Annotated in this window: 13 protein-coding genes; 5 read left to right on the forward strand and 8 right to left on the reverse strand. The window is 68.3% G+C overall.

The genetic code is table 11. The features are described from left to right. Positions 1-99 precede the first annotated feature (99 nt). Positions 100-1,203: a methyl-accepting chemotaxis protein gene (locus P7A99_RS10620; protein ID WP_277793853.1), complete on the reverse strand. Its 1,104-nt coding sequence runs from the start codon at positions 1,201-1,203 to the stop codon at positions 100-102. A gap of 317 nt (positions 1,204-1,520) precedes the next feature. On the opposite strand from P7A99_RS10620, the gene P7A99_RS10625 reads away from it, so the two are divergent. Beyond that, on the forward strand, positions 1,521-2,891 hold the full coding sequence (locus tag P7A99_RS10625; RefSeq protein WP_347276689.1) for a pectate lyase: 1,371 nt from the start codon (positions 1,521-1,523) through the stop codon (positions 2,889-2,891). A 92-nt stretch (positions 2,892-2,983) separates the two neighbouring features. On the opposite strand, the gene P7A99_RS10630 is transcribed toward P7A99_RS10625, so the two are convergent. After that, entirely contained in the window at positions 2,984-5,911 is a 2,928-nt protein-coding gene (locus P7A99_RS10630) for a TonB-dependent receptor (protein ID WP_277793854.1), read from the reverse strand. Positions 5,912-6,528: 617 nt separating this feature from the next. On the opposite strand from P7A99_RS10630, the gene P7A99_RS10635 reads away from it, so the two are divergent. The 3 genes from P7A99_RS10635 to P7A99_RS10645 are packed head-to-tail and all read left to right on the forward strand — an operon-like array spanning position 6,529 to position 8,183. After that, positions 6,529-7,272 (forward strand): 2OG-Fe(II) oxygenase family protein, encoded by a 744-nt coding sequence (locus P7A99_RS10635; RefSeq protein ID WP_277793855.1) that lies wholly within the window; start codon positions 6,529-6,531, stop codon positions 7,270-7,272. Beyond that, the gene (locus tag P7A99_RS10640; protein WP_277793856.1) at positions 7,269-7,811 is read left to right on the forward strand and encodes a hypothetical protein; all 543 of its coding nucleotides are present in this window, start codon (positions 7,269-7,271) and stop codon (positions 7,809-7,811) included. Before P7A99_RS10635 ends, P7A99_RS10640 begins: the two co-directional genes overlap by 4 nt. 18 nt (positions 7,812-7,829) lie before the next feature. Further along, complete coding sequence (locus P7A99_RS10645; RefSeq protein WP_277793857.1) at positions 7,830-8,183, forward strand: potassium channel family protein; 354 nt, start codon at positions 7,830-7,832, stop codon at positions 8,181-8,183. On the opposite strand, the gene P7A99_RS10650 is transcribed toward P7A99_RS10645, so the two are convergent. The 6 genes from P7A99_RS10650 to P7A99_RS10675 all read right to left on the reverse strand — a co-directional run bounded on the left by P7A99_RS10650 (position 8,180) and on the right by P7A99_RS10675 (position 16,007). Further along, positions 8,180-8,764, reverse strand: a complete 585-nt coding sequence (locus P7A99_RS10650) for an SRPBCC family protein (RefSeq protein ID WP_277793858.1) — start codon at positions 8,762-8,764, stop codon at positions 8,180-8,182. The genes P7A99_RS10645 and P7A99_RS10650 overlap by 4 nt on opposite strands. Positions 8,765-8,826: 62 nt before the next feature. Continuing rightward, entirely contained in the window at positions 8,827-9,432 is a 606-nt protein-coding gene (locus P7A99_RS10655; RefSeq protein ID WP_277793859.1) for a peptidylprolyl isomerase, read from the reverse strand. 187 nt (positions 9,433-9,619) lie between these two features. Next, positions 9,620-13,228: a hydantoinase B/oxoprolinase family protein gene (locus tag P7A99_RS10660; protein WP_277793860.1), complete on the reverse strand. Its 3,609-nt coding sequence runs from the start codon at positions 13,226-13,228 to the stop codon at positions 9,620-9,622. Between the two features lie 58 nt (positions 13,229-13,286). Beyond that, complete coding sequence (locus P7A99_RS10665; protein WP_277793861.1) at positions 13,287-13,862, reverse strand: TMEM165/GDT1 family protein; 576 nt, start codon at positions 13,860-13,862, stop codon at positions 13,287-13,289. Between the two features lie 306 nt (positions 13,863-14,168). Next, complete coding sequence (locus tag P7A99_RS10670) at positions 14,169-14,906, reverse strand: DUF2793 domain-containing protein (protein WP_277793862.1); 738 nt, start codon at positions 14,904-14,906, stop codon at positions 14,169-14,171. Between the two features lie 93 nt (positions 14,907-14,999). Then, positions 15,000-16,007 carry an NAD(P)H-dependent flavin oxidoreductase gene (locus P7A99_RS10675; RefSeq protein ID WP_101712541.1) on the reverse strand — a complete coding sequence of 336 codons (1,008 nt, stop codon included), beginning with the start codon at positions 16,005-16,007 and terminating at the stop codon, positions 15,000-15,002. A 181-nt stretch (positions 16,008-16,188) separates the two neighbouring features. On the opposite strand from P7A99_RS10675, the gene P7A99_RS10680 reads away from it, so the two are divergent. After that, positions 16,189-17,631: a methylmalonyl-CoA mutase family protein gene (locus tag P7A99_RS10680; RefSeq protein ID WP_277793905.1), complete on the forward strand. Its 1,443-nt coding sequence runs from the start codon at positions 16,189-16,191 to the stop codon at positions 17,629-17,631. Position 17,632 lies beyond the last annotated feature (1 nt).

The raw sequence follows: 17,632 nt of genomic DNA on the forward strand, positions 1-17,632 counted from the left end.
TGCGCGCAGCGGGCAGGCCGAGCGAGGCGCTCGGATGTCTGAGAAACCCCTCATCCGTCGGCTTCGCCGCCACCTTCTCCCGCAAGGGGAGAAGGAAACCTAGGCCTTCAGCCGCAGCACATTGTCCACCACCCGCTCGGCCACCGGCAGCGGCGCATCCACCGCCTGGCGCTGCACCAGGCAGCCGTACCAGCCCAGGCCCTTGTAGGTCTCGTAGCCGGGGGTCAGGGCGTAGCCGATCGTGCGATCGCCCTGGGCGTAGCTGCCCATGGTCCCATGCGAGGTGTCGAGCTTGAAGCTGTCGGTCAGCACGCCCTGCCCGTCCGAGGCCGCCAGGATCCGATGGTTCTGGTCCAGCAGCAGCACGCGCGAGCGGGCCTTTTCCTCGTCGGTCATGCGCACGCCGTCGACGATGGCCTGGGCCTGCGGGCGCCAGTCGAAATGAACGCCCAGCACGCCGATGACCTTGCCCTTGGCCTGGCCGCCCTCGCGGATGGCCGTGGCGTAGGTGGCCACCGGCGCCTCGTCGAGCAGGCGCTGGCGGGCGATGTCGGCCACCGCGAAATCATCGCCGCTCTTGGTGCGCAGGGCTTCCTGGAACCACGTCGCATTGGCCACCGAGGCGCCCTGCACGCCGCGATACTTGTCGGGGCGGCCGCTGGCGATCACCCGCCCGGCCGCATCGCAGATCCACAGGTCCAGATAGACGGTGTAGGCGTCGAGGATCACCTTCAAACGCTGGCTGGCGTAGTCAGCCGCCTCGCGCGAGGGGGCCATGGCGCAGTCGACAACAGCGCTGTCGGTCGCCCACCAGCGCACGTCGCAGGTGCGCTCATAGAGGTTGCGGTCGATGATCTCGATGGCGTTCAAAGCCAGGTCGGCCAGGCGCTGGCCGCGCAGGTGCGACAGGATCGCCCCGCCGATCGCGGTCAACTCGTCGAGGTCGGCGCGCACCTGGCTTTCCAGGGCCCCGGCCACCTCGTCGATCTGGGTCGAGATCTTCTTGAACTCCTCGGCCACGATGGCGAAGCCCTTGCCGGCCTCGCCCGCGCGGGCGGCGACGATCAGGGCGTTGATCGCCAGCATCTTGGCCGCGCGGTTCACGGTCGAGATCTCGCCGATCTTCTGCCCCGCCACCACGCTGAGGCGTTCGGACAGATCGAGAATGCGCTCCGGACGGAGACTGGCTTCTTCGGCGGACATGGCGTGCTTCCCCCCCGGGACGCGAATCGACGGCAATCCGGTAAGGTTGACACCAGCGTCAGGTTCGGCCGCCCACTTTCGGAAGAAAACTTCGCCTGGCGACGTACGATCGGAACAGGCAGCCCGCACTCGCCCGGATATCGAGCACGAATTGCTCAAGCGCAGGGCAAAGCCACCGCAACCGTAAGGTTATCGTCACACCGGGCGACGCGCAGACGCGAAATGACACCGGTGGACATTCCCCGGCGGCGCGGGCAGGGTCGCGCCATCCGGACGATGCGCGCACGACGCTCGCCGGTCTCGGGGAGAACCGCGCCATGATCCGCTTTCATCGCCTGCTGTCCGGCGCCGCCGCCGTCGCCTTGCTGGGCCTCGCCGGACAGGCCGCCGCCCAAACACCCGCCCAGACCCTGGCCTTTCCCGGCGCCGAGGGCGCGGGCCGGTTCTCGCAAGGCGGCCGCGGCGGCGCGGTGATCAAGGTCACCAACCTGGACGACGCGGGCCCAGGCTCCCTGCGCGCCGCCGTCGAGGCCAAGGGGCCTCGCACCGTCGTCTTCGAGGTCGCCGGCACGATCCAGCTGAAGTCGGACCTGAAGATCAGCGAGCCGCGCATCACCATCGCCGGCCAGACTGCGCCCGGCGGCGGGATCACCCTGCGCGACCATACCCTCGTCGTCTCGGCCGACGACGTGGTCATCCGCTTCATCCGCTCGCGCCTGGGCGACGAGAGCAAGACCGAAAGCGACGCGATCTGGATCAACAACGGCCGGAGGATCATTCTCGACCACGTCTCGGCCAGTTGGTCGGTGGACGAGACCCTGTCGGCCTCGGCCCGCTACGGCGAGGAGGGCCAGGGCTTCTTCGACCTCACGGTGCAGTGGTCGATCATCGCCGAGTCCATGGCCCACTCGCTGCACGCCAAGGGCGATCACGGCTACGGCAGCCTGATCCGCGGCGGCAAGGGCTCGAGGATCAGCTTCCACCACAACCTGTGGGCCAACCACATGGCCCGCATGCCCCGCCCCGGCAACTATGACGGCGCCGACAAGGACCCGGTCGGGGCCTTCTTCGACTTCCGCTCCAACGTCTTCTACAACTGGGGCAAGGGCCACGCGGGCTACGACGCCGACAAGGCGGCGATGGTGGCGTACAACTTCGTCGACAACGCCTACATCATGGGTCCGCAGAGCACCAAGCCGGTGGCCTTCCAGGAGAGCAACAGCCTGGCCAGGGCCTATTTCGGCGGTAACAGCATGCTGACCAACGTGCCCGCCGATCCCTGGAGCCTGGTGATCTTCACGATCCCCGAACCCGCCGGCTATCGCCTGGCGACGCCCGTCGAGGTCGGCCCGGTCAAGCCCGAGCCGGCCGCCCTGGCCTACGAGCGCGTGCTGGCGCAGGCCGGAGCCTCGGTGTTCCGCGACAGCGTCGACGCCCGCATCGTCGCCGGCGTGCGCGACCGCACCGGCAAGGTGATCAACAGCCAGAACGACGTCGGCGGCTGGCCCGTCCTGCCGGCGGGCAAAGTCGCGAAGGACAGCGACGGCGACGGCATTCCCGACGCCTGGGAAAAGGCCCACGGCCTTGATCCGAAGTCCCCCGCCGATGGCGCGGCCCTGGCCGAGGACGGCTCGGGCTACACCAATCTGGAGCTCTATCTGGCCTCGGCCGCCGCCCGACGCGGCTGAGCCCGAAACGAAGAAAGCCGGCGACCGCAAGGCCGCCGGCTTTCGTAAGGACCAAGGTCCGGCGCGCCCCTTTCGGAGCGCGCCGTCCAGGATCAGTAGCGCAGGCGCGCGTTCAGGAAGAACACGCGGCCCAGCACGTCGTAGACGGCCGGATAGCCGCTGTTCGACGGCGAGGCGTTGCCGCCCAGGATCGGATAGGCTTCCTGGGTCAGGTTCTTGACGCCGCCGGTGAAGGCCAGGTTGTCGTTGACGTCCCAGTCGGCCGACAGGTCGAAGTAGTTCTTCGCGCCGATCTTCTCGACGGTGAACACCGCCGAAGAGTCGTCCTGCACGTCGTCCAGGTAGTTCCAGACCAGGTTCACGCCGAACTGCTTGAAGCGCCAGTTGGCCGAGCTGCTGATCTTGTGGCGCGGCAGCGGGTTAACGTTGGGGTTACAACGCGTACCGAACTTGTCGGCGCACTTGATCGGCTGCGAGATGTCGTCCGGGATGATCGTGTATTCCCAGGTGTTGGTATACAGCGAACGAACCGACAGCGAGCCCCAATCCGGCAGGCCGATGTCTTCCAATTGCGTGCGGTAGGTCACGCCGAAATCGAAGCCTTCGACGTTACGCTCAGCGACGTTCTGGTTGATCGACGAGACGTAGTCGATGCTGCCGTTGCCGAGGCGGTTGATGGCCTGGCAGTAGGGCGAGTTCGGGTTGCCGTTGACGATCGGGCCGTAGCAGACCCCCATCAGGTTGGCCGTGCCGCCGCCGAAGGTGTCGATGGCGTCCTTCAGCTCGATGTTGAAGTAGTCCAGCGTCAGCGACAGGCCCGAGACGAACGACGGCGTGTAGACGACGCCGACCGTGGTGGTCTTGGCCTTTTCCGGCTTCAGGTTCGGGTTGCCGCCCGACAGGGTCTGGGTCTGCTGGTTGGCGTTGAGGTTGCCGACCAGAGCCGCCGGAATGCCCGAGTTGATGCAGGCCTGACGGATCGCGGCGGTGACCACGGCGCGGTTCGAGCAGGGGTCGGTCGAGGCCGGGAAGCCGTTCGACTGCGGCGCGTAGAGTTCACCGATCGACGGGGCGCGGATGGCGCTGTTGTACGACACGCGAACCATCAGGTCGTCGATGGGCTTCCAGGTGCCGGCGACCTTGTAGGTCTTAACCGGGTCGGGCTGGGTGGTGTAGTCCGAGATACGGCCGGCCAGTTCCAGATCCAGCGACTTGACCAGCGGCAGGTCCTTCAGGATCGGCACCGCGACTTCGGCGTAGGCTTCGTAGACGTCGAAGCGACCCGTGACGGGCGGGCTGGCGTTGAAGCCGGTCAGGTTGCCGGTGGCAAGGTCCTGGCTCGGGTTGAAGGCGAAGTCTTCAGCGCGGTATTCGGCGCCGATGGCGAAGCCGATCGGACCAGCGGGCAGCGAGAAGGCGTTGCTGGTGTCACCGTTGAACACCAGGCCGGCATACAGTTGCTCGTAGTCTTGCGCCGAGTTGATGCGCGTCTTGATGAAATTCGCGGCGGCCTGCGAGATGTTGCCTTGGCCGTACAGGTTGATCGGCACGCAGCCGCCCGACGGGTCAAGACAGCCGGTGCCGCTGGCGTTCAGCAGCAGGGCCTGCTGGATGCGGGCCAGGCTGGTGTCGCCCAGCAGCGAGTTGCTGCCGTGGGTGTTGCCGTACTGGAAGTAGCTGTCGAAGCCGCCGTTGATGGCCTCGATTTCGCCCTTCAGACCCAGCTGCAGCTGGAAGCCGGTGAAGTCGTAGCGCGAGATACGCGGACCGACTTCCGACAGGCGGCGGTTGAAAACGCCGGTGACGGTGTCGTAGAGGCCGTCGCCGTCGCTGTCCACGTCGGTGAAGGTGCCGGCGGTCCACGAAGCGCTCGACGGGATCGTGTAGGCGGTGCGCGAACCCAGGCTGTTCAGCGCCGTCTTGGCGGCGGCCGTCAGGAACGGGTTGTTGTCCAGCGTGAAGCGGAAGGTGCGGTTGCCGATCGGGGTCGGCGCCAGCTGGGTGACGACCTTGCTGCTGACGAAGTTGCCCTTGGCGTAGGCGATCAGGCCCGGCTTGACTTCATAGCTGGCCAGCGAGGTGACCGAATAGCGCTCTTGCGGGGTCTGGACGTAGTTGACCGGCGCGAAGTTGTAGGTGTCGGTCGTGGGGTTGTAGATGCGCACGTTGCCGTCCGGCAGGAACAGCGCGGTGTTGGCCGGGTTGTTGTTACCCAGCGCCACGAAACGACCGGAAACGAAAGCGCCAACCTGGCCCTGCTCGTTCGAGCCCGAACCGCTGGGCACCAGGCCGTTGCGGGCGGGGTTGTCGCCCCAGGCGGTGCTGAGCATGCCGCCGCGCTCGCCTTGCGTCAGGGCTTCACGCTTGTTGTAGCCCAGGCTGAGGACGACGTTGCCCTTCTTGTCGCCGCCGAAGTTGGCGCCGAAGGTCATCGAGCCCGAGTAGATGGGGGCTTCGCCCTTGTCGGTGGCCTGATAGCCGGCCGACACTTCCAGGCCCTCGAAGTCGTCCTTCAGGATGAAGTTGACGACGCCGGCGATGGCGTCCGAGCCGTACACGGCCGAACCGCCGCCCGACAGCACTTCGATGCGCTTGATCAGGGCCGGCGGGATCAGGTTGATGTCGACGGCGCCGGCTTGGGTGGTCGGGGTCTGACGCTTGCCGTCGACCAGCACCAGGGTGCGGTTGGCGCCGAGGCCGCGAAGGCTGACCGTGGCCGTGCCGTTGCTGCCGTTGTTGACCGTCGAGGTGATGCCCGGGACGGCCTGCGGCAGGGTGTTGATCAGGTTTTCGGTGTTCACCACGCCCGACTGCTGCAGTTCCTTCTCGCCGACGGCGGCGACGGGGCTGCTGGAGGTCAGGTCAGGACGCGCGATGCGCGAACCGGTGACGACGATTTCCTCGACCGCGGCAGGTTCTTCCTGCGCGAAAGCCGGCGAGGCCACCACGACCGGCGCGATCACGCCACACAGCAGGGTGGACGCAAGCAAACGCTTACGCGTGGACAAGGCGTGCAACATCAGACCTCCAAAACATATAGCAGCGCCGCTCGTGTTCCCCCGTGCGGCGCATTTTGCCCCCCCGCGTCGGGCTCGAAGCGGGTCTGCGCGCATGAACGGCGTTTGGCGAACCGGGGTCAATCTTGCCCTGAAGCGTCAGATTACATTTGCTTCACACTGTAACAAAAGGGACGCACTCCGCCCCAAACGCGCCACATATTGCTCAGCAATCGCCCATTCTGGATGAAATTGAGTTCAGATCGCGAAAATGAGTGCAGTCGACCTTATCGATAATCGAAAAAGCCCCCTCGACAGATCAATTGAGCAATCGAGGCAATTTGTTCCAGCTAAGCCACGCAATCTATGGCCCGACGTTGCGTTGTCGACGGTATACGAAAACTGGCGATTGCTGATTTTGAACTCAATACAAGCGAACAGATAACATTGCAATTTGGTAATGATGGATATCCTGGCGCGATCTTCGCGGCAGACCGCCACAAGCCGGCGCCCGTTTTTTCGGCGCCGGACAGATGGAACCCGCAAGGGGCGATTGAACCAGCGAACGCCGATCTGTTAGCTAGAACCCATCGTCGCCCGGGTCGCGACGGGGGGAGATTCGCCGTGAACCAAGCCGCCCTATGACGGCCTTCAAACCCGTCCTGCGCATCCGCGCCGACCTTGATCCTTCTCCGTTCGCCGAAACCTTCGCCCGCGAGGGCGTGGTGCAGATTCCGGTGTTTCTCGAACCGGCCGACGCCGATTCGGCCGCCGCCCTGCTGGACGGTATTTCGGCCTGGGCGATCGTTGCTCCGGACGAAAAGAACGAAACCCTGGTCATCACCAACGAGGCGATCCGCAAGTTCGGCGATCAGGCCGTGCGCCAGTTCCTGCAAGGGGCCCTGAAAAGGGCGTCTCGGGGTTTCTCGTTCATCCACCTGTCCTACCCGCTGCAGGACGAGTACGCCCGCGATCCCTCCGGCCCCGTCCATGCCCTGACCGACCTCGTGCAGGGCCGGGCTTTTCTGGACTTCGGTGCGCAGGTCATCGGCGCCCCGCGCGTGGCCGGCGTTCGCGCCCAGGCCTCGAACTATCGTCCGGGCGACTTCCTGACGCTGCACGACGACAAGCATGGCCGCGACACCCGTCTGGCCGCCTTTACGCTCGGCTTCACCCGCGCCTGGCGCCCCGACTGGGGCGGCCAGTTGCTGTTCCACGACGCCGAAGGCCAGATCGAGCGGGGCTTCATGCCCGGCTTCAATGTCCTGACCCTGTTCAAGGTGCCCAAGGACCACTCCGTGGCGCCGGTCGCCGCCTATGCCGCCGCCAAGCGCCTGTCGGTCACCGGCTGGCTGATCGACGAGCCTCAAGGAGCGCCGCGATGACTCTCTTCCGTCTCCCCTCGCCCCGCGCGGTCGCCGCAACCGGCGTGGCAGCCGCCCTCGCGGTCGGCGCGGCTCAGGCCGCGGCTCCCGTGGCCCCCGCCCTGAAAGCCCTGCTCGACTGCCGGGCGATCGCAGAGAACGACAAGCGGCTGGCCTGCTACGACGCTGCGGTCGACTCCATCACCACCGCCGAGAAGAAGGGCGAGGTCATCATCGTCGATCGCCAGCAGGCCCAGGCCGCGCGTCGCCAGGCCTTCGGCCTTGATCTTTCGGCCCTGTCGATCTTCGACCGCGGCGAGAAGAGCGACGAGCTCGACCGTATCACGGGCCAGGTGACCAAGGCCGTTCGCGGCGCCGACGGTCGCTGGCTCCTGACCCTGGCCGACGGCGCGACCTGGCGACAGTCCGACGATCGCGACCTGCCCTCGCCGCCCAAGCCCGGCTCCAAGGTCGAGATCCGCAAGGCCGCCGCAGGCAGCTACCTGATGAATATCGACGGCCAGATCGCCATCCGCGCCCGCCGGGTGATCGCGCCGTAGAAGCCAGCGAGACCCACGATGCTCAAGTATCTCGACACCGTCCGCGAACTGCTGACGCTCTATCTCGTAGTGCTGCTGGCGGCGGCGGGCTCCTACGCCTTCTTCGAGGGCAAGCCCTATCTGGACGGCGTCTGGTGGGCGTGCGTCACGGCCACCACCGTCGGCTACGGCGACATGTATCCGGCCACTGTCGGCGGACGGGTGACCGCGGTGATCCTGATGCACGTCACCCTGCTGCTGATCCTGCCGCTGCTGATCGGCAACATATGCTCGCGCTGCATCAAGGACGCCAACGAGTTCAGCCACGCCGAGCAGGAAGAGTTGAAGGCCACGCTGGCGCGGCTGGAGGCAAGGCTCACCGAGAAAGACTAGGCGGCCTCGAGACAGGCTTCGCGCAGTCTGGTCAGGGCCTTGGGCGTATCCTTGCGCAATCCCGCGCGCAGCAGAGCCTTGGGGATCGCCCAGTCGACGGCCAGGCGGTTCTCATAAAACACCCGCGTGCCCGCGCCACCGTTCAGGGGCTGCAGGCGCCACTCGCCCTCCTCGGCCTTCAGGTCACCCTCGACCAGACGGAAGCGGATGCGTCGGCGGTCCTCGTAGTCCGACCGGAAAACGATGCGCATGCGCGGGAAAAGCAGGCTTTTGCGCGTGACATGTTCGCGCACGTCCCAGCCCCGCTTCTGATCGCCCGACAGCACCACGCAGCGTTCCAGGTTGGTGATCATCCGCGCCGCGCTCGCGCAATCGGTCAGCACCGCCCATACCTTGTCCGGTGACGCGGGGATGTCGACGACGCCTCGGACCTGACCGCCGGTCGCACCGGCCGGATCAGGCGCGACCTCGGCATGGGCCTCACCACGGGACAGCGTCGCGCGGGCCTGCGGCGACAGCTCGAAGGCGGCGGCCGGCGAAACGCCGAAGCACACCAGAGTCAGGAGCGATAGTGTCCGCAAGGTCGCCTCCAGGAACGGCCCCCAAAGGCAGCTACGTGTCCGACAGGCGATCAGATGCGGGACTAGCCGACCCTCTTCATGCCGATGATCTGGACGGGCGCCTTCAGCATCTCGTCCTTCATCGCCTCGGTATAGGCCGGCCCGCCGGTGGGCATGGCCAGGATCTTCTTCACGATCGGCAGGCCCTCGACCACGGTTCCGAAGGCCGCGAAGCCCAGGTTGTCGCCTTTCGCGCCCGGATGGGCGTCGAGATACGGCATGGCGCTGGCGCAGATGAAGAAGTCGCACGTCGCCGTGCCCGGCGCGTTGCGGGCCATCGAGATCACGCCCGGCTTGTGGCGGATGCCGGTCTTGGTCGTGCTTTCGTGAGCGATCGGCGCAAAGCGGCGCGCGCGCGGCGGCGGCGCGCCCTGGATCGAGCCCGCGCCCTTCACGCCCTTGGTCCGCGAGGCTCGGTAGAAGGTCCCGCCGTCGTACTTCTTGGCGTCCACATAGCGCAGGAAGTTGGCCGAGGTGATCGGGGCCTTCTTGTCCTCCAGCTCCACCACGATCAGGCCGGCGCTGGTCTGGATCGCCACGCGCGGCTTGCCGGCGGCCAGGGCCAGGCCCGGCGTGGCGACGACGAGACCGGCGGCGCCGATCAAGGTGCGGCGGGCGATGTCGGTCATGTGGGCGTCCTAGTCTGTGGTGCGTGATCCTCGTCCTTCGACAAACTCAGGATGAGGATCAAGGCAAGGGCTTGAGTATCGTTGGTCTAGGATAGATGCAGTAGAAACCTCATCCTGAGCTTGTCGAAGCATGCCCTCGGGCGGGCCGCGCCAGCGGCGCGACCCGATGGGGACGAGGTTTCGCGGCTCAGGCCTCCCCCCAGCCCCCGCCGCCCGGCGTCTCGATGATCACCCGGTCGCCGGCCGCGACCTGCGCCTCGTCGGTGGCGGCCAGGACTTGCACCGAGCCGTCCGCCCGCTCGATCCGCGCCAGCCCCAACGCGCCGCTGGCCCCGCCATGCAGGCCGAACGGCGCCACGCGGCGACGGTTGGACAGCAAGGTCACGGTCATCGGCTCGCGGAAGCCGATGGTGCGCACCACCCCGTCGCCGCCTCGATGCTCGCCCGCCCCGCCGGAGCCGCGCCGGATCGAGAACGCCTCGACCCGCACCGGATAGCGCGTCTCCAGCACCTCCGGATCGGTCAGGCGGCTGTTGGTCATGTGGGTCTGCACGGCGTCGGCGCCGTCGAAATCCGGCCCCGCCCCGGCCCCGCCGCAGATGGTCTCGTAGTACTGCCGCCGCTCGTCGCCGAAGGTGAAGTTGTTCATCGTCCCCTGCGCGGCGGCCATCACGCCCAGCGCGCCATAGAGGGCGTCGACCACCACCTGGCTGGTCTCGACATTGCCCGCCACCACCGCCGCCGGATAGCGCGGCTTGAGCATCGAGCCCTCGGGAATGACCAGCTCGACCGGCCGCAGGCAGCCGTCGTTCATCGGGATCTCGTCGTCCACCAGCGTGCGGAAGACGTACAGAGCCGCCGCCCGGCAGATCGAGGCCGGAGCGTTGAAATTGGTCGGAACCTGGTCGCTGGTGCCGGTGAAGTCGACCCGCGCGGTGCGGGCGGCCTGGTCGACGGTGATCGCCACCTTCACCACGCTGCCGTCGTCGAGTTCGTAGGCGAAGGCGCCGTCCGACAGCCTGGCCAGCACGCGGCGCACGGCCTCCTCGGCGTTGTCCTGCACGTGGGCCATATAGGCCTCGACCACGTCCTGGCCGAACTCGGCGACCAGGCCGGTCAGGCTTTCGGCGCCGCGCGCGCAGGCGGCGACCTGGGCTTTCAGATCGCCGATGTTCTGGTCGGGATTGCGGGCCGGCCACTTGCCCGAGGCCAGCAGCGCCCGCGTCTGCGCCTCCAGGAACCGCCCGCCCTCGACCAGCAGGAAGTTCTCGATGAGGACGCCCTCCTCCTCAACCGTCCTGCTGCCCGGCGGCATCGAGCCCGGCGTGATCCCGCCGATGTCGCCCTGGTGGCCGCGCGCGGCGACGTAGAACAGCAAGGCGCCGGCTGCGTCGAACACCGGCATGACCACCGTCACGTCCGGCAGGTGGGTGCCGCCGGCATAGGGGGCGTTGAGCATATAGACGTCGCCGGGCTTCATGCCTCGACCGTCATTGGCCCTGCCATCGCGGATCGCCCGCACGCTGTCGCCCATCGAGCCCAGGTGCACAGGCATGTGCGGGGCGTTGGCGATCAGGTTGCCGTCGCGGTCGAACAGAGCGCAGGAGAAGTCGAGGCGTTCCTTGATGTTCACCGAATAGGCGGTGTTCTGCAGCGCGAACCCCATCTCCTCGGCTACGGCCATGAAGAGGTTGTTGAACACTTCCAGCATCACCGGATCGGCCTGCGTGCCGGCCGCGCGGCGGGGGGCCAGGGCCTCGACGCGGTCGAGGATCAAATTCAGGTGCGCATCGACCTTGGCCCGCCAGCCAGGTTCGACCACGGTGGTGCCGGTGGCCTCGCGGATGATGGCGGGGCCCGACACTTCGGCGTCGACGGCCATCTCATCGCGATCGAAGACGGGTGCCGCATACGTCGATCCAGCCAGCCTGACCTGGACTTCGGCGAGCGGTTCTGGCGCCCCCGTAGACGCACTGGATTTAGGTTCCAGCGCCGCTCCGGCGTCGGCATGGCCGATCGCCTCGACGCTGAGGGTCTCGACCACCAGCGGCGTCGCCGGCGAGACGAAGCCGAAGCGGCGCTGGTGCAGCGCTTCGAACGCGGCCTTCACGCCTTCCGCATCCGTCAGCGGCACGCGCAGAGGGGTGTCGGTGCCGGCGTACTTCAGCAGCAGCGCAGCCTCGGTCTCAACCTTCACCAGCGGCGCGTCCTGAGCGCGCAGGGCGCTTTCCGCCTCGGCCGCCAGGACGGCGGCGCGGGCCGGCAGGGTCGCGGCGGCCTCGTCCAGGCGCTGCTCGATGGTGGTCTCGCGCAGCAGGCGCAGGTCGGCCAGGCCCATGCCGTAGGCGCTGAGCACGCCCGCGAACGGGTGGATCATCACCGTCTTCATGCCCAGGGCGTCGGCCACCAGGCAGGCATGCTGCCCGCCCGCCCCGCCGAAACAGGCCAGCACGTAGCGGGTGACGTCGTAGCCGCGCTGGATCGAGATCTGGCGCACGGCTTTCGCCATGTTCTCGACGGCGATGGTCAGAAAGCCCTCGGCGATCTCGGCCGGGCTCATGACGCGACCGGTGGCCGCCGCGATCTCGGCCGCCAGGGCCTCGAAGCGCTCGACCACCACATCGCGGTCCAGCGGCTGGTCGGCGTCGGGGCCGAAGACGTGCGGGAAGAACTCCGGCTGTAGCTTGCCCAGCATGACGTTGCAGTCCGTCACCGTCAGCGGCCCGCCGCGCCGATAGCAGGCCGGACCCGGATTGGCCCCGGCAGAGGCCGGTCCCACCCGCAGGCGCGCACCGTCGAACGAACAGATCGAGCCGCCGCCGGCCGCCACGGTGTGGATGTTCATCATCGGCGCGCGCATCCGCACGCCGGCCACCACAGTCTCGTAGGCCCGCTCGTACTCGCCGGCATAGTGGCAGACGTCGGTCGAGGTGCCGCCCATGTCGAAGCCGATGACGCGGCTGAACCCCGCCTCGGCCGCCGTCTTGGCCATGCCCACCACGCCGCCGGCCGGACCCGACAGGATGGCGTCCTTGCCGCGGAAGGCCCGCGCGTCGGTCAGACCGCCGTTCGACTGCATGAAGAAGAGCCGCGTCTCCTCGCCCAGGCGCGAGGCGACCTGGTCGACATAGCGGCGCAGGATCGGCGACAGATAGGCGTCGACCACCGCCGTGTCGCCGCGCCCGACCAGCTTCATCAGCGGGCTGACCTCGTGGCTGGCCGACACCTGGGTGAAGCCGACCTCGCGGGCGATCGTCGCCACCCGCGCCTCGTGGTCGGTGAAGCGGAAGCCGTGCAGCAACACGATGGCCACGGCGCGGAAGCCGGCGTCGTACGCGGCCTTGAGGCCTTCGCGGGCGGCGGCTTCGTCCAGCGGACGCACCACCTCGCCGTCGACGCCGACGCGCTCGTCGATCTCGACGACGCGGGTGTAGAGGGCCTCGGGCTTGACGATGTTGCGGTCGAACAGCTTGGGCCGAGCCTGCTGGCCGATGCGCAGGGCGTCGGCGTGGCCCTTGGTGATCGCCAGGACCGTCGGCTCGCCCTTGCGTTCCAGGAGGGCGTTGGTGGCCACCGTGGTGCCCATCTTCACCGCCTCGACCATCCCACCGCCGCCCTGTTCGAGCAGGGCGCGGACGCCCGCGACGGCGGCGTCCTCGTACTGCTCGGGGTTCTCCGACAGCAGCTTGTGGGTGACCAGGCGGCCGTCGGGCCGGCGGGCGACGATGTCGGTGAAGGTGCCGCCGCGATCGATCCAGAATTCCCAGCCGGTCGCGCGCGGATCGTCGAGGGTCATGAGGCGGGGGCTCCGGATCAGTTCGCCCCGTGAATAGCCCCCGCCCCCGCTTCCGTCATTACTTGAAGAGGCCCAGCAGGCTGGCGATGCCCCAGAGGCCCAGGCCCAGGAAGATCAGCGCCGCGCCGATGCGCACGTACTTCAGCGGCACGATCTTGGTCGCCGCCTCGCCCAGGTACACGGCCGGCACATTGGCCAGCATCATGCCCAGCGTCGTGCCGGCGGCCACCAGGGTCACGTTGTGGAACTGCGCGCCCAGGGCCACGGTGGCGATCTGGGTCTTGTCCCCCATCTCGACGAGGAAGAAGGCGACGGCCGTAGTGGCGAACACGCCGTAGCGACCGACCTTGCCGCCGTCCTCGTCGTCGGCCTTGTCGGGGATCAGCGCCCACGCGGCCATGGCGATGAACGACAGGGCGATCAGCCACTGGAACCAGGCGCCCTGCAGGTACTGGGCGACCAGCGAACCGGCCAGCGCCGCCAGGGCGTGGTTCAGCAGGGTGGCGACCAGGATGCCCAGGATGATCGGGACCGGCTTCTTGAACCGCGTGGCCAGGATGATGGCCAGAAGCTGGGTCTTGTCGCCGATCTCGGCGATGGCCACGACCAGGGTCGAGACGAGCAGGGATTCCATGAAACACCGTTGCGGGGCCGAGCGCAGACAAGACAACAGCGACCGTTTCCCCGCCCAGCCCGGACGGAAAACGACGCCATTGGTCTCGCCAGGAAAGCTGTCGGTGCTTTCCTCGCCCGCGCCATGGATCCGAAGAGCCAAGTATGTTGACGGCGGGCCCCGCTGATAGGCGCGGGCGGCTACTCCCCAAGGGATGCCGGCCGTGTACCCGCCGCCGCCCTCAGGATCAAGCAGAGAGCCATTCGCAAGTTGCAGGGTGGTCGGCTGGCGGACGCTCCACGCCCCTCTCTCTTTGAGAGAGGGATCCTAAACCGCCGCAGGCGCTTCGAACCGCAGCATCTGGATCGACACCCGTACCTTGCCGGAAACGAAGTTGCCGCCGGCCGCAGTGAGCACCACCGGCGTGTCGACGTAGAAAGCCGTCGGCCCCACCACGCCGATGTTCGACGCGTTCAGCGCCACGCCCAGCGAGGCGCCGAACTTGCCGGTCTCGCCGGCGATCCCGCAACTGTAGGAGACCGCGCCGGTGACGGCCGCGCTGGTGCGGGTGGAGACGCCCAGCACGATGGAACGGGCCGGGATCACGGCGGCCGTGGTCACCGAGGCGCCCGTGAGCGTCGCCTCGACCTCGACGATCTCGACGCGGATGTCGGCGCCGAACGGCGAGCGGGCGGCGGTCAGGCTCCGGAAAGTCGAGGACAGCGCCACCCAGGCCGAGCCGGTGAACACGGCCATCTGGCCTTCGTCGGCGATCCAGGCGGTGAAGCCGGCGGCGGGCGCGATGGCCTCCCAGGCCCCGGCCTCGAAGCGCATCAGGCTGTGGGCGGGCGCGGCCGCCCAGTCGGCGCCGGTCGCGACGGCGGGACGGATCCACATGGCGCCGTCGGCGGGCGCGGACGGCTGGCCCGAGGTCGTGCGGCTGATCACGCAGGGCTGAACGAGGCCGTCCAGCCGCGCGAGGCCCTCGTTGACGGTGACATGCTTCTGGGCTTGCCCCGCGGCCACATAGGGCAGCGAAAGACGGGGCGTGGCGGCGTCGGACATGAGGCGCTCCTGGCGGGTTTCGAACCCGCCAAGGATCGCCGCGCCGGAGTCGCCGGGGACGAAGCCACCTTTGTCCCCGGCTCCATCCCCGTCCTACTCGGCGGCGAAAGCCAGGCGGTTGCCGGCCGTCAGCGCGGTCTTGGCCGCCAGCTCGGCCTTTGCGTCCTCATATTCTTCCGCCAGCCTGGCGATGCGTTCGGCGACCGGCAGCACTTCCTTGATCGCACCGATGCCCTGGCCCGAGCCCCAGATGTCGCGCCAGGCCTTGGCGTCCTGGTTGCCGCCCGAGCCGAAGCTCATCTTCGAGGGATCGCTTTCCGGCAGGTTGTCGGGGTCGAGACCCGCGGCGACGATCGACTGGCGCAGATAGTTGCCGTGCACGCCGGTGAAGAGGTTCGAATAGACGATGTCGCTGGCGTTGGCCTCGGTGATCGTCCGCTTGTAGGCCTCGGGCGCATTGGCCTCTTCCGTCGCGATGAAGGCCGAGCCGATATAGGCCAGGTCCGCGCCCATGGCCTGGGCCGACAGGATCGAGCGGCCGCTGGCGATGGCGCCCGACAGGGCCACCGGGCCGTCGAACCAGGTGCGGATTTCCTGCACAAGGGCGAAGGGCGAGATCGCGCCCGCGTGGCCGCCGGCGCCGGCCGCCACGGGAATCAGGCCGTCGGCCCCCTTCTCGATGGCCTTGCGGGCGAAGCGGTCGTTGATGACGTCGTGCAGGGTGATGCCGCCGTACGAGTGGATCGCCTGGTTCAGGTCCTCGCGCGCGCCCAGCGAGGTGATCACCACCGGCACCTTGTATTTCACGCACAGCTCGATGTCCTGCTCGAGCCGGTTGTTGGTCTTGTGGACGATCTGGTTCACGGCGAACGGGGCCGAGGGCATGTCCGGATGGGCCTTGTCCCAGGCGGCCAGTTCCTCGGTGATGCGGGCCAGCCACTCGTCCAGCTGCGACAGCGGGCGGGCGTTCAGCGACGGGAACGAGCCGACGATGCCGGCCTTGCACTCGGCGATGACGAGGTCCGGATTGCTGATGATGAACAGCGGCGAGGCGATCACCGGCAGGCGCAGACGGTCACGCAGGATGGGCGGCAGGGCCATGGGACGGGGATCTCCTCGTTCCGCGACGTCACGCGCCGCGCATGTTAACAGCGTTAGCTTAAACGCCTGTTCATGGGACTTGCAAGCGCTTGACCTCCGTGGCGGCAGGCGCGCAACTGCGTCAAAATAGAAGAATGCCGCACTGCAGGAGAACCCCGTCGTGAGCGAGGCGCCCGCCCAACTGGCCGACGACTTCGGCCCGCCCGACGAAGCCCTGGCCCAGGCCAAGTGGTTGAAACTGGTCGAAAAGACCCTGAAAGGGGCCGACTTCGACGAGACCCTGACGCGCGCCACGCCGGACGGCGTCGCCATCCGCCCGCTCTACACCGCCGACGACGCCGTGACCGTGGCCCGCGACCTGCGCGCCCGCGACATCGACCGTCCCTGGGACCTGCGCACCCGCGTCGCCCATCCCGATCCCAAGCACGCCAATGGCGAGATCCTGAAGGACCTGGAGAACGGCGCGGCCTCGGTGCTGCTGGCGCTCGATCCGACAGGTGAGGCCGGCGTCGCCGTCGGTTCGCGCGAGGACCTGGCCCGCGTGCTTGACGGCGTGCTGCTCGACCTGGCGCCCGTGGCGCTGGACGCCGGCTTCCTGGGCCCCAAGGCCGCCGACTGGCTGGCCAGCCTGGCCAAGGCCGCGCCGAACGCTCCCCTCGCCTTCCACATGGATCCGCTGACCGCCTGGATGCAGGCCGGCGTCAGTCCCGGCCCGATCGAGAGCCACTTGTTCAGCGCCGCCACGGTTGGCGCGCGCCTGGCCGAAACCTACGCCACCGCCAGCCTGTTCCTGGCCACGGGCCGCGCGGTGCACGAGGCCGGCGGCTCCAACGCCGAGGAGCTGGCGGTGATGGCCGCCGGCGCCGTCGCCTACGCCAAGGCCCTGGTCCGTTCAGGCCTGTCGATGGAAGACGCCTGGTCGCGGATCGTGCTGGGCGTCAGCCTGGACGGCGAATACTTCACGGGCGTGGCCAAGGTGCGCGCCGTTCGGTCGCTGTGGGCGCAGTTGACCAAGGCCTGCGGCGTCGACGTCCCCGCCCGCATCGAGGCCCGCTCCTCACAGCGGATGCTGGCCCGGGCCGACGCCTGGACCAACCTGCTGCGCCTGACCGCCGCCGGCTTCGCCGGCGCGGTGGGCGGCGCTGATACGGTGATCCTCGGAAACTTCACCGACGCCATCGGCCTGCCGACCGCCTTCGCCCGCCGCCAGGCCCGCAACACCCAGCTCGTCCTGATGGAGGAGAGCCACCTGGGGCGTGTCGCCGACCCGGCCGGCGGGGCCTGGTATCTCGACACCCTGACCGACCAGCTGGCCCGCGCCGCCTGGGGCGGCTTCCAGGCCATCGAGGCCGACGGCGGGATCATCAAGGCGCTGGAAAGCGGCCTGATCGCCGACATCGTCGCCGAGACGCGCGAAGGCCAGGAAGCCTCCTTCGCCGACAAGAGCCGCAAGATCCTGGGCGTCACCGCCTTCCCCAACGCCGACGACAAGACGCCCGATGTGGAGACGCCCGATCCGGCCGCCTTCGCCGTCGATGGTCCCGACCCGCGCCTGCCCGGCCCCGACAGCCGCTGCCCGCCCCTGACGCCCATCCGCTTCGCCGCCGCCTTCGAGGGAGCCTGAG

This window comes from Caulobacter endophyticus (assembly GCF_029543245.1).
In the GTDB taxonomy this organism is placed as follows: domain Bacteria; phylum Pseudomonadota; class Alphaproteobacteria; order Caulobacterales; family Caulobacteraceae; genus Caulobacter; species Caulobacter endophyticus_A.

Bases quoted from the DNA above. Each gene is read 5' to 3' on its own strand.
- P7A99_RS10620 (WP_277793853.1), bottom strand. From the start codon at position 1,203: ATGTCCGCCGAAGAAGCCAGTCTCCGTCCGGAGCGCATTCTCGATCTG.
- P7A99_RS10625 (WP_347276689.1), top strand. From the start codon at position 1,521: ATGATCCGCTTTCATCGCCTGCTGTCCGGCGCCGCCGCCGTCGCCTTG.
- P7A99_RS10630 (WP_277793854.1), bottom strand. From the start codon at position 5,911: ATGTTGCACGCCTTGTCCACGCGTAAGCGTTTGCTTGCGTCCACCCTG.
- P7A99_RS10635 (WP_277793855.1), top strand. From the start codon at position 6,529: ATGACGGCCTTCAAACCCGTCCTGCGCATCCGCGCCGACCTTGATCCT.
- P7A99_RS10640 (WP_277793856.1), top strand. From the start codon at position 7,269: ATGACTCTCTTCCGTCTCCCCTCGCCCCGCGCGGTCGCCGCAACCGGC.
- P7A99_RS10645 (WP_277793857.1), top strand. From the start codon at position 7,830: ATGCTCAAGTATCTCGACACCGTCCGCGAACTGCTGACGCTCTATCTC.
- P7A99_RS10655 (WP_277793859.1), bottom strand. From the start codon at position 9,432: ATGACCGACATCGCCCGCCGCACCTTGATCGGCGCCGCCGGTCTCGTC.
- P7A99_RS10660 (WP_277793860.1), bottom strand. From the start codon at position 13,228: ATGACCCTCGACGATCCGCGCGCGACCGGCTGGGAATTCTGGATCGAT.
- P7A99_RS10665 (WP_277793861.1), bottom strand. From the start codon at position 13,862: ATGGAATCCCTGCTCGTCTCGACCCTGGTCGTGGCCATCGCCGAGATC.
- P7A99_RS10670 (WP_277793862.1), bottom strand. From the start codon at position 14,906: ATGTCCGACGCCGCCACGCCCCGTCTTTCGCTGCCCTATGTGGCCGCG.
- P7A99_RS10675 (WP_101712541.1), bottom strand. From the start codon at position 16,007: ATGGCCCTGCCGCCCATCCTGCGTGACCGTCTGCGCCTGCCGGTGATC.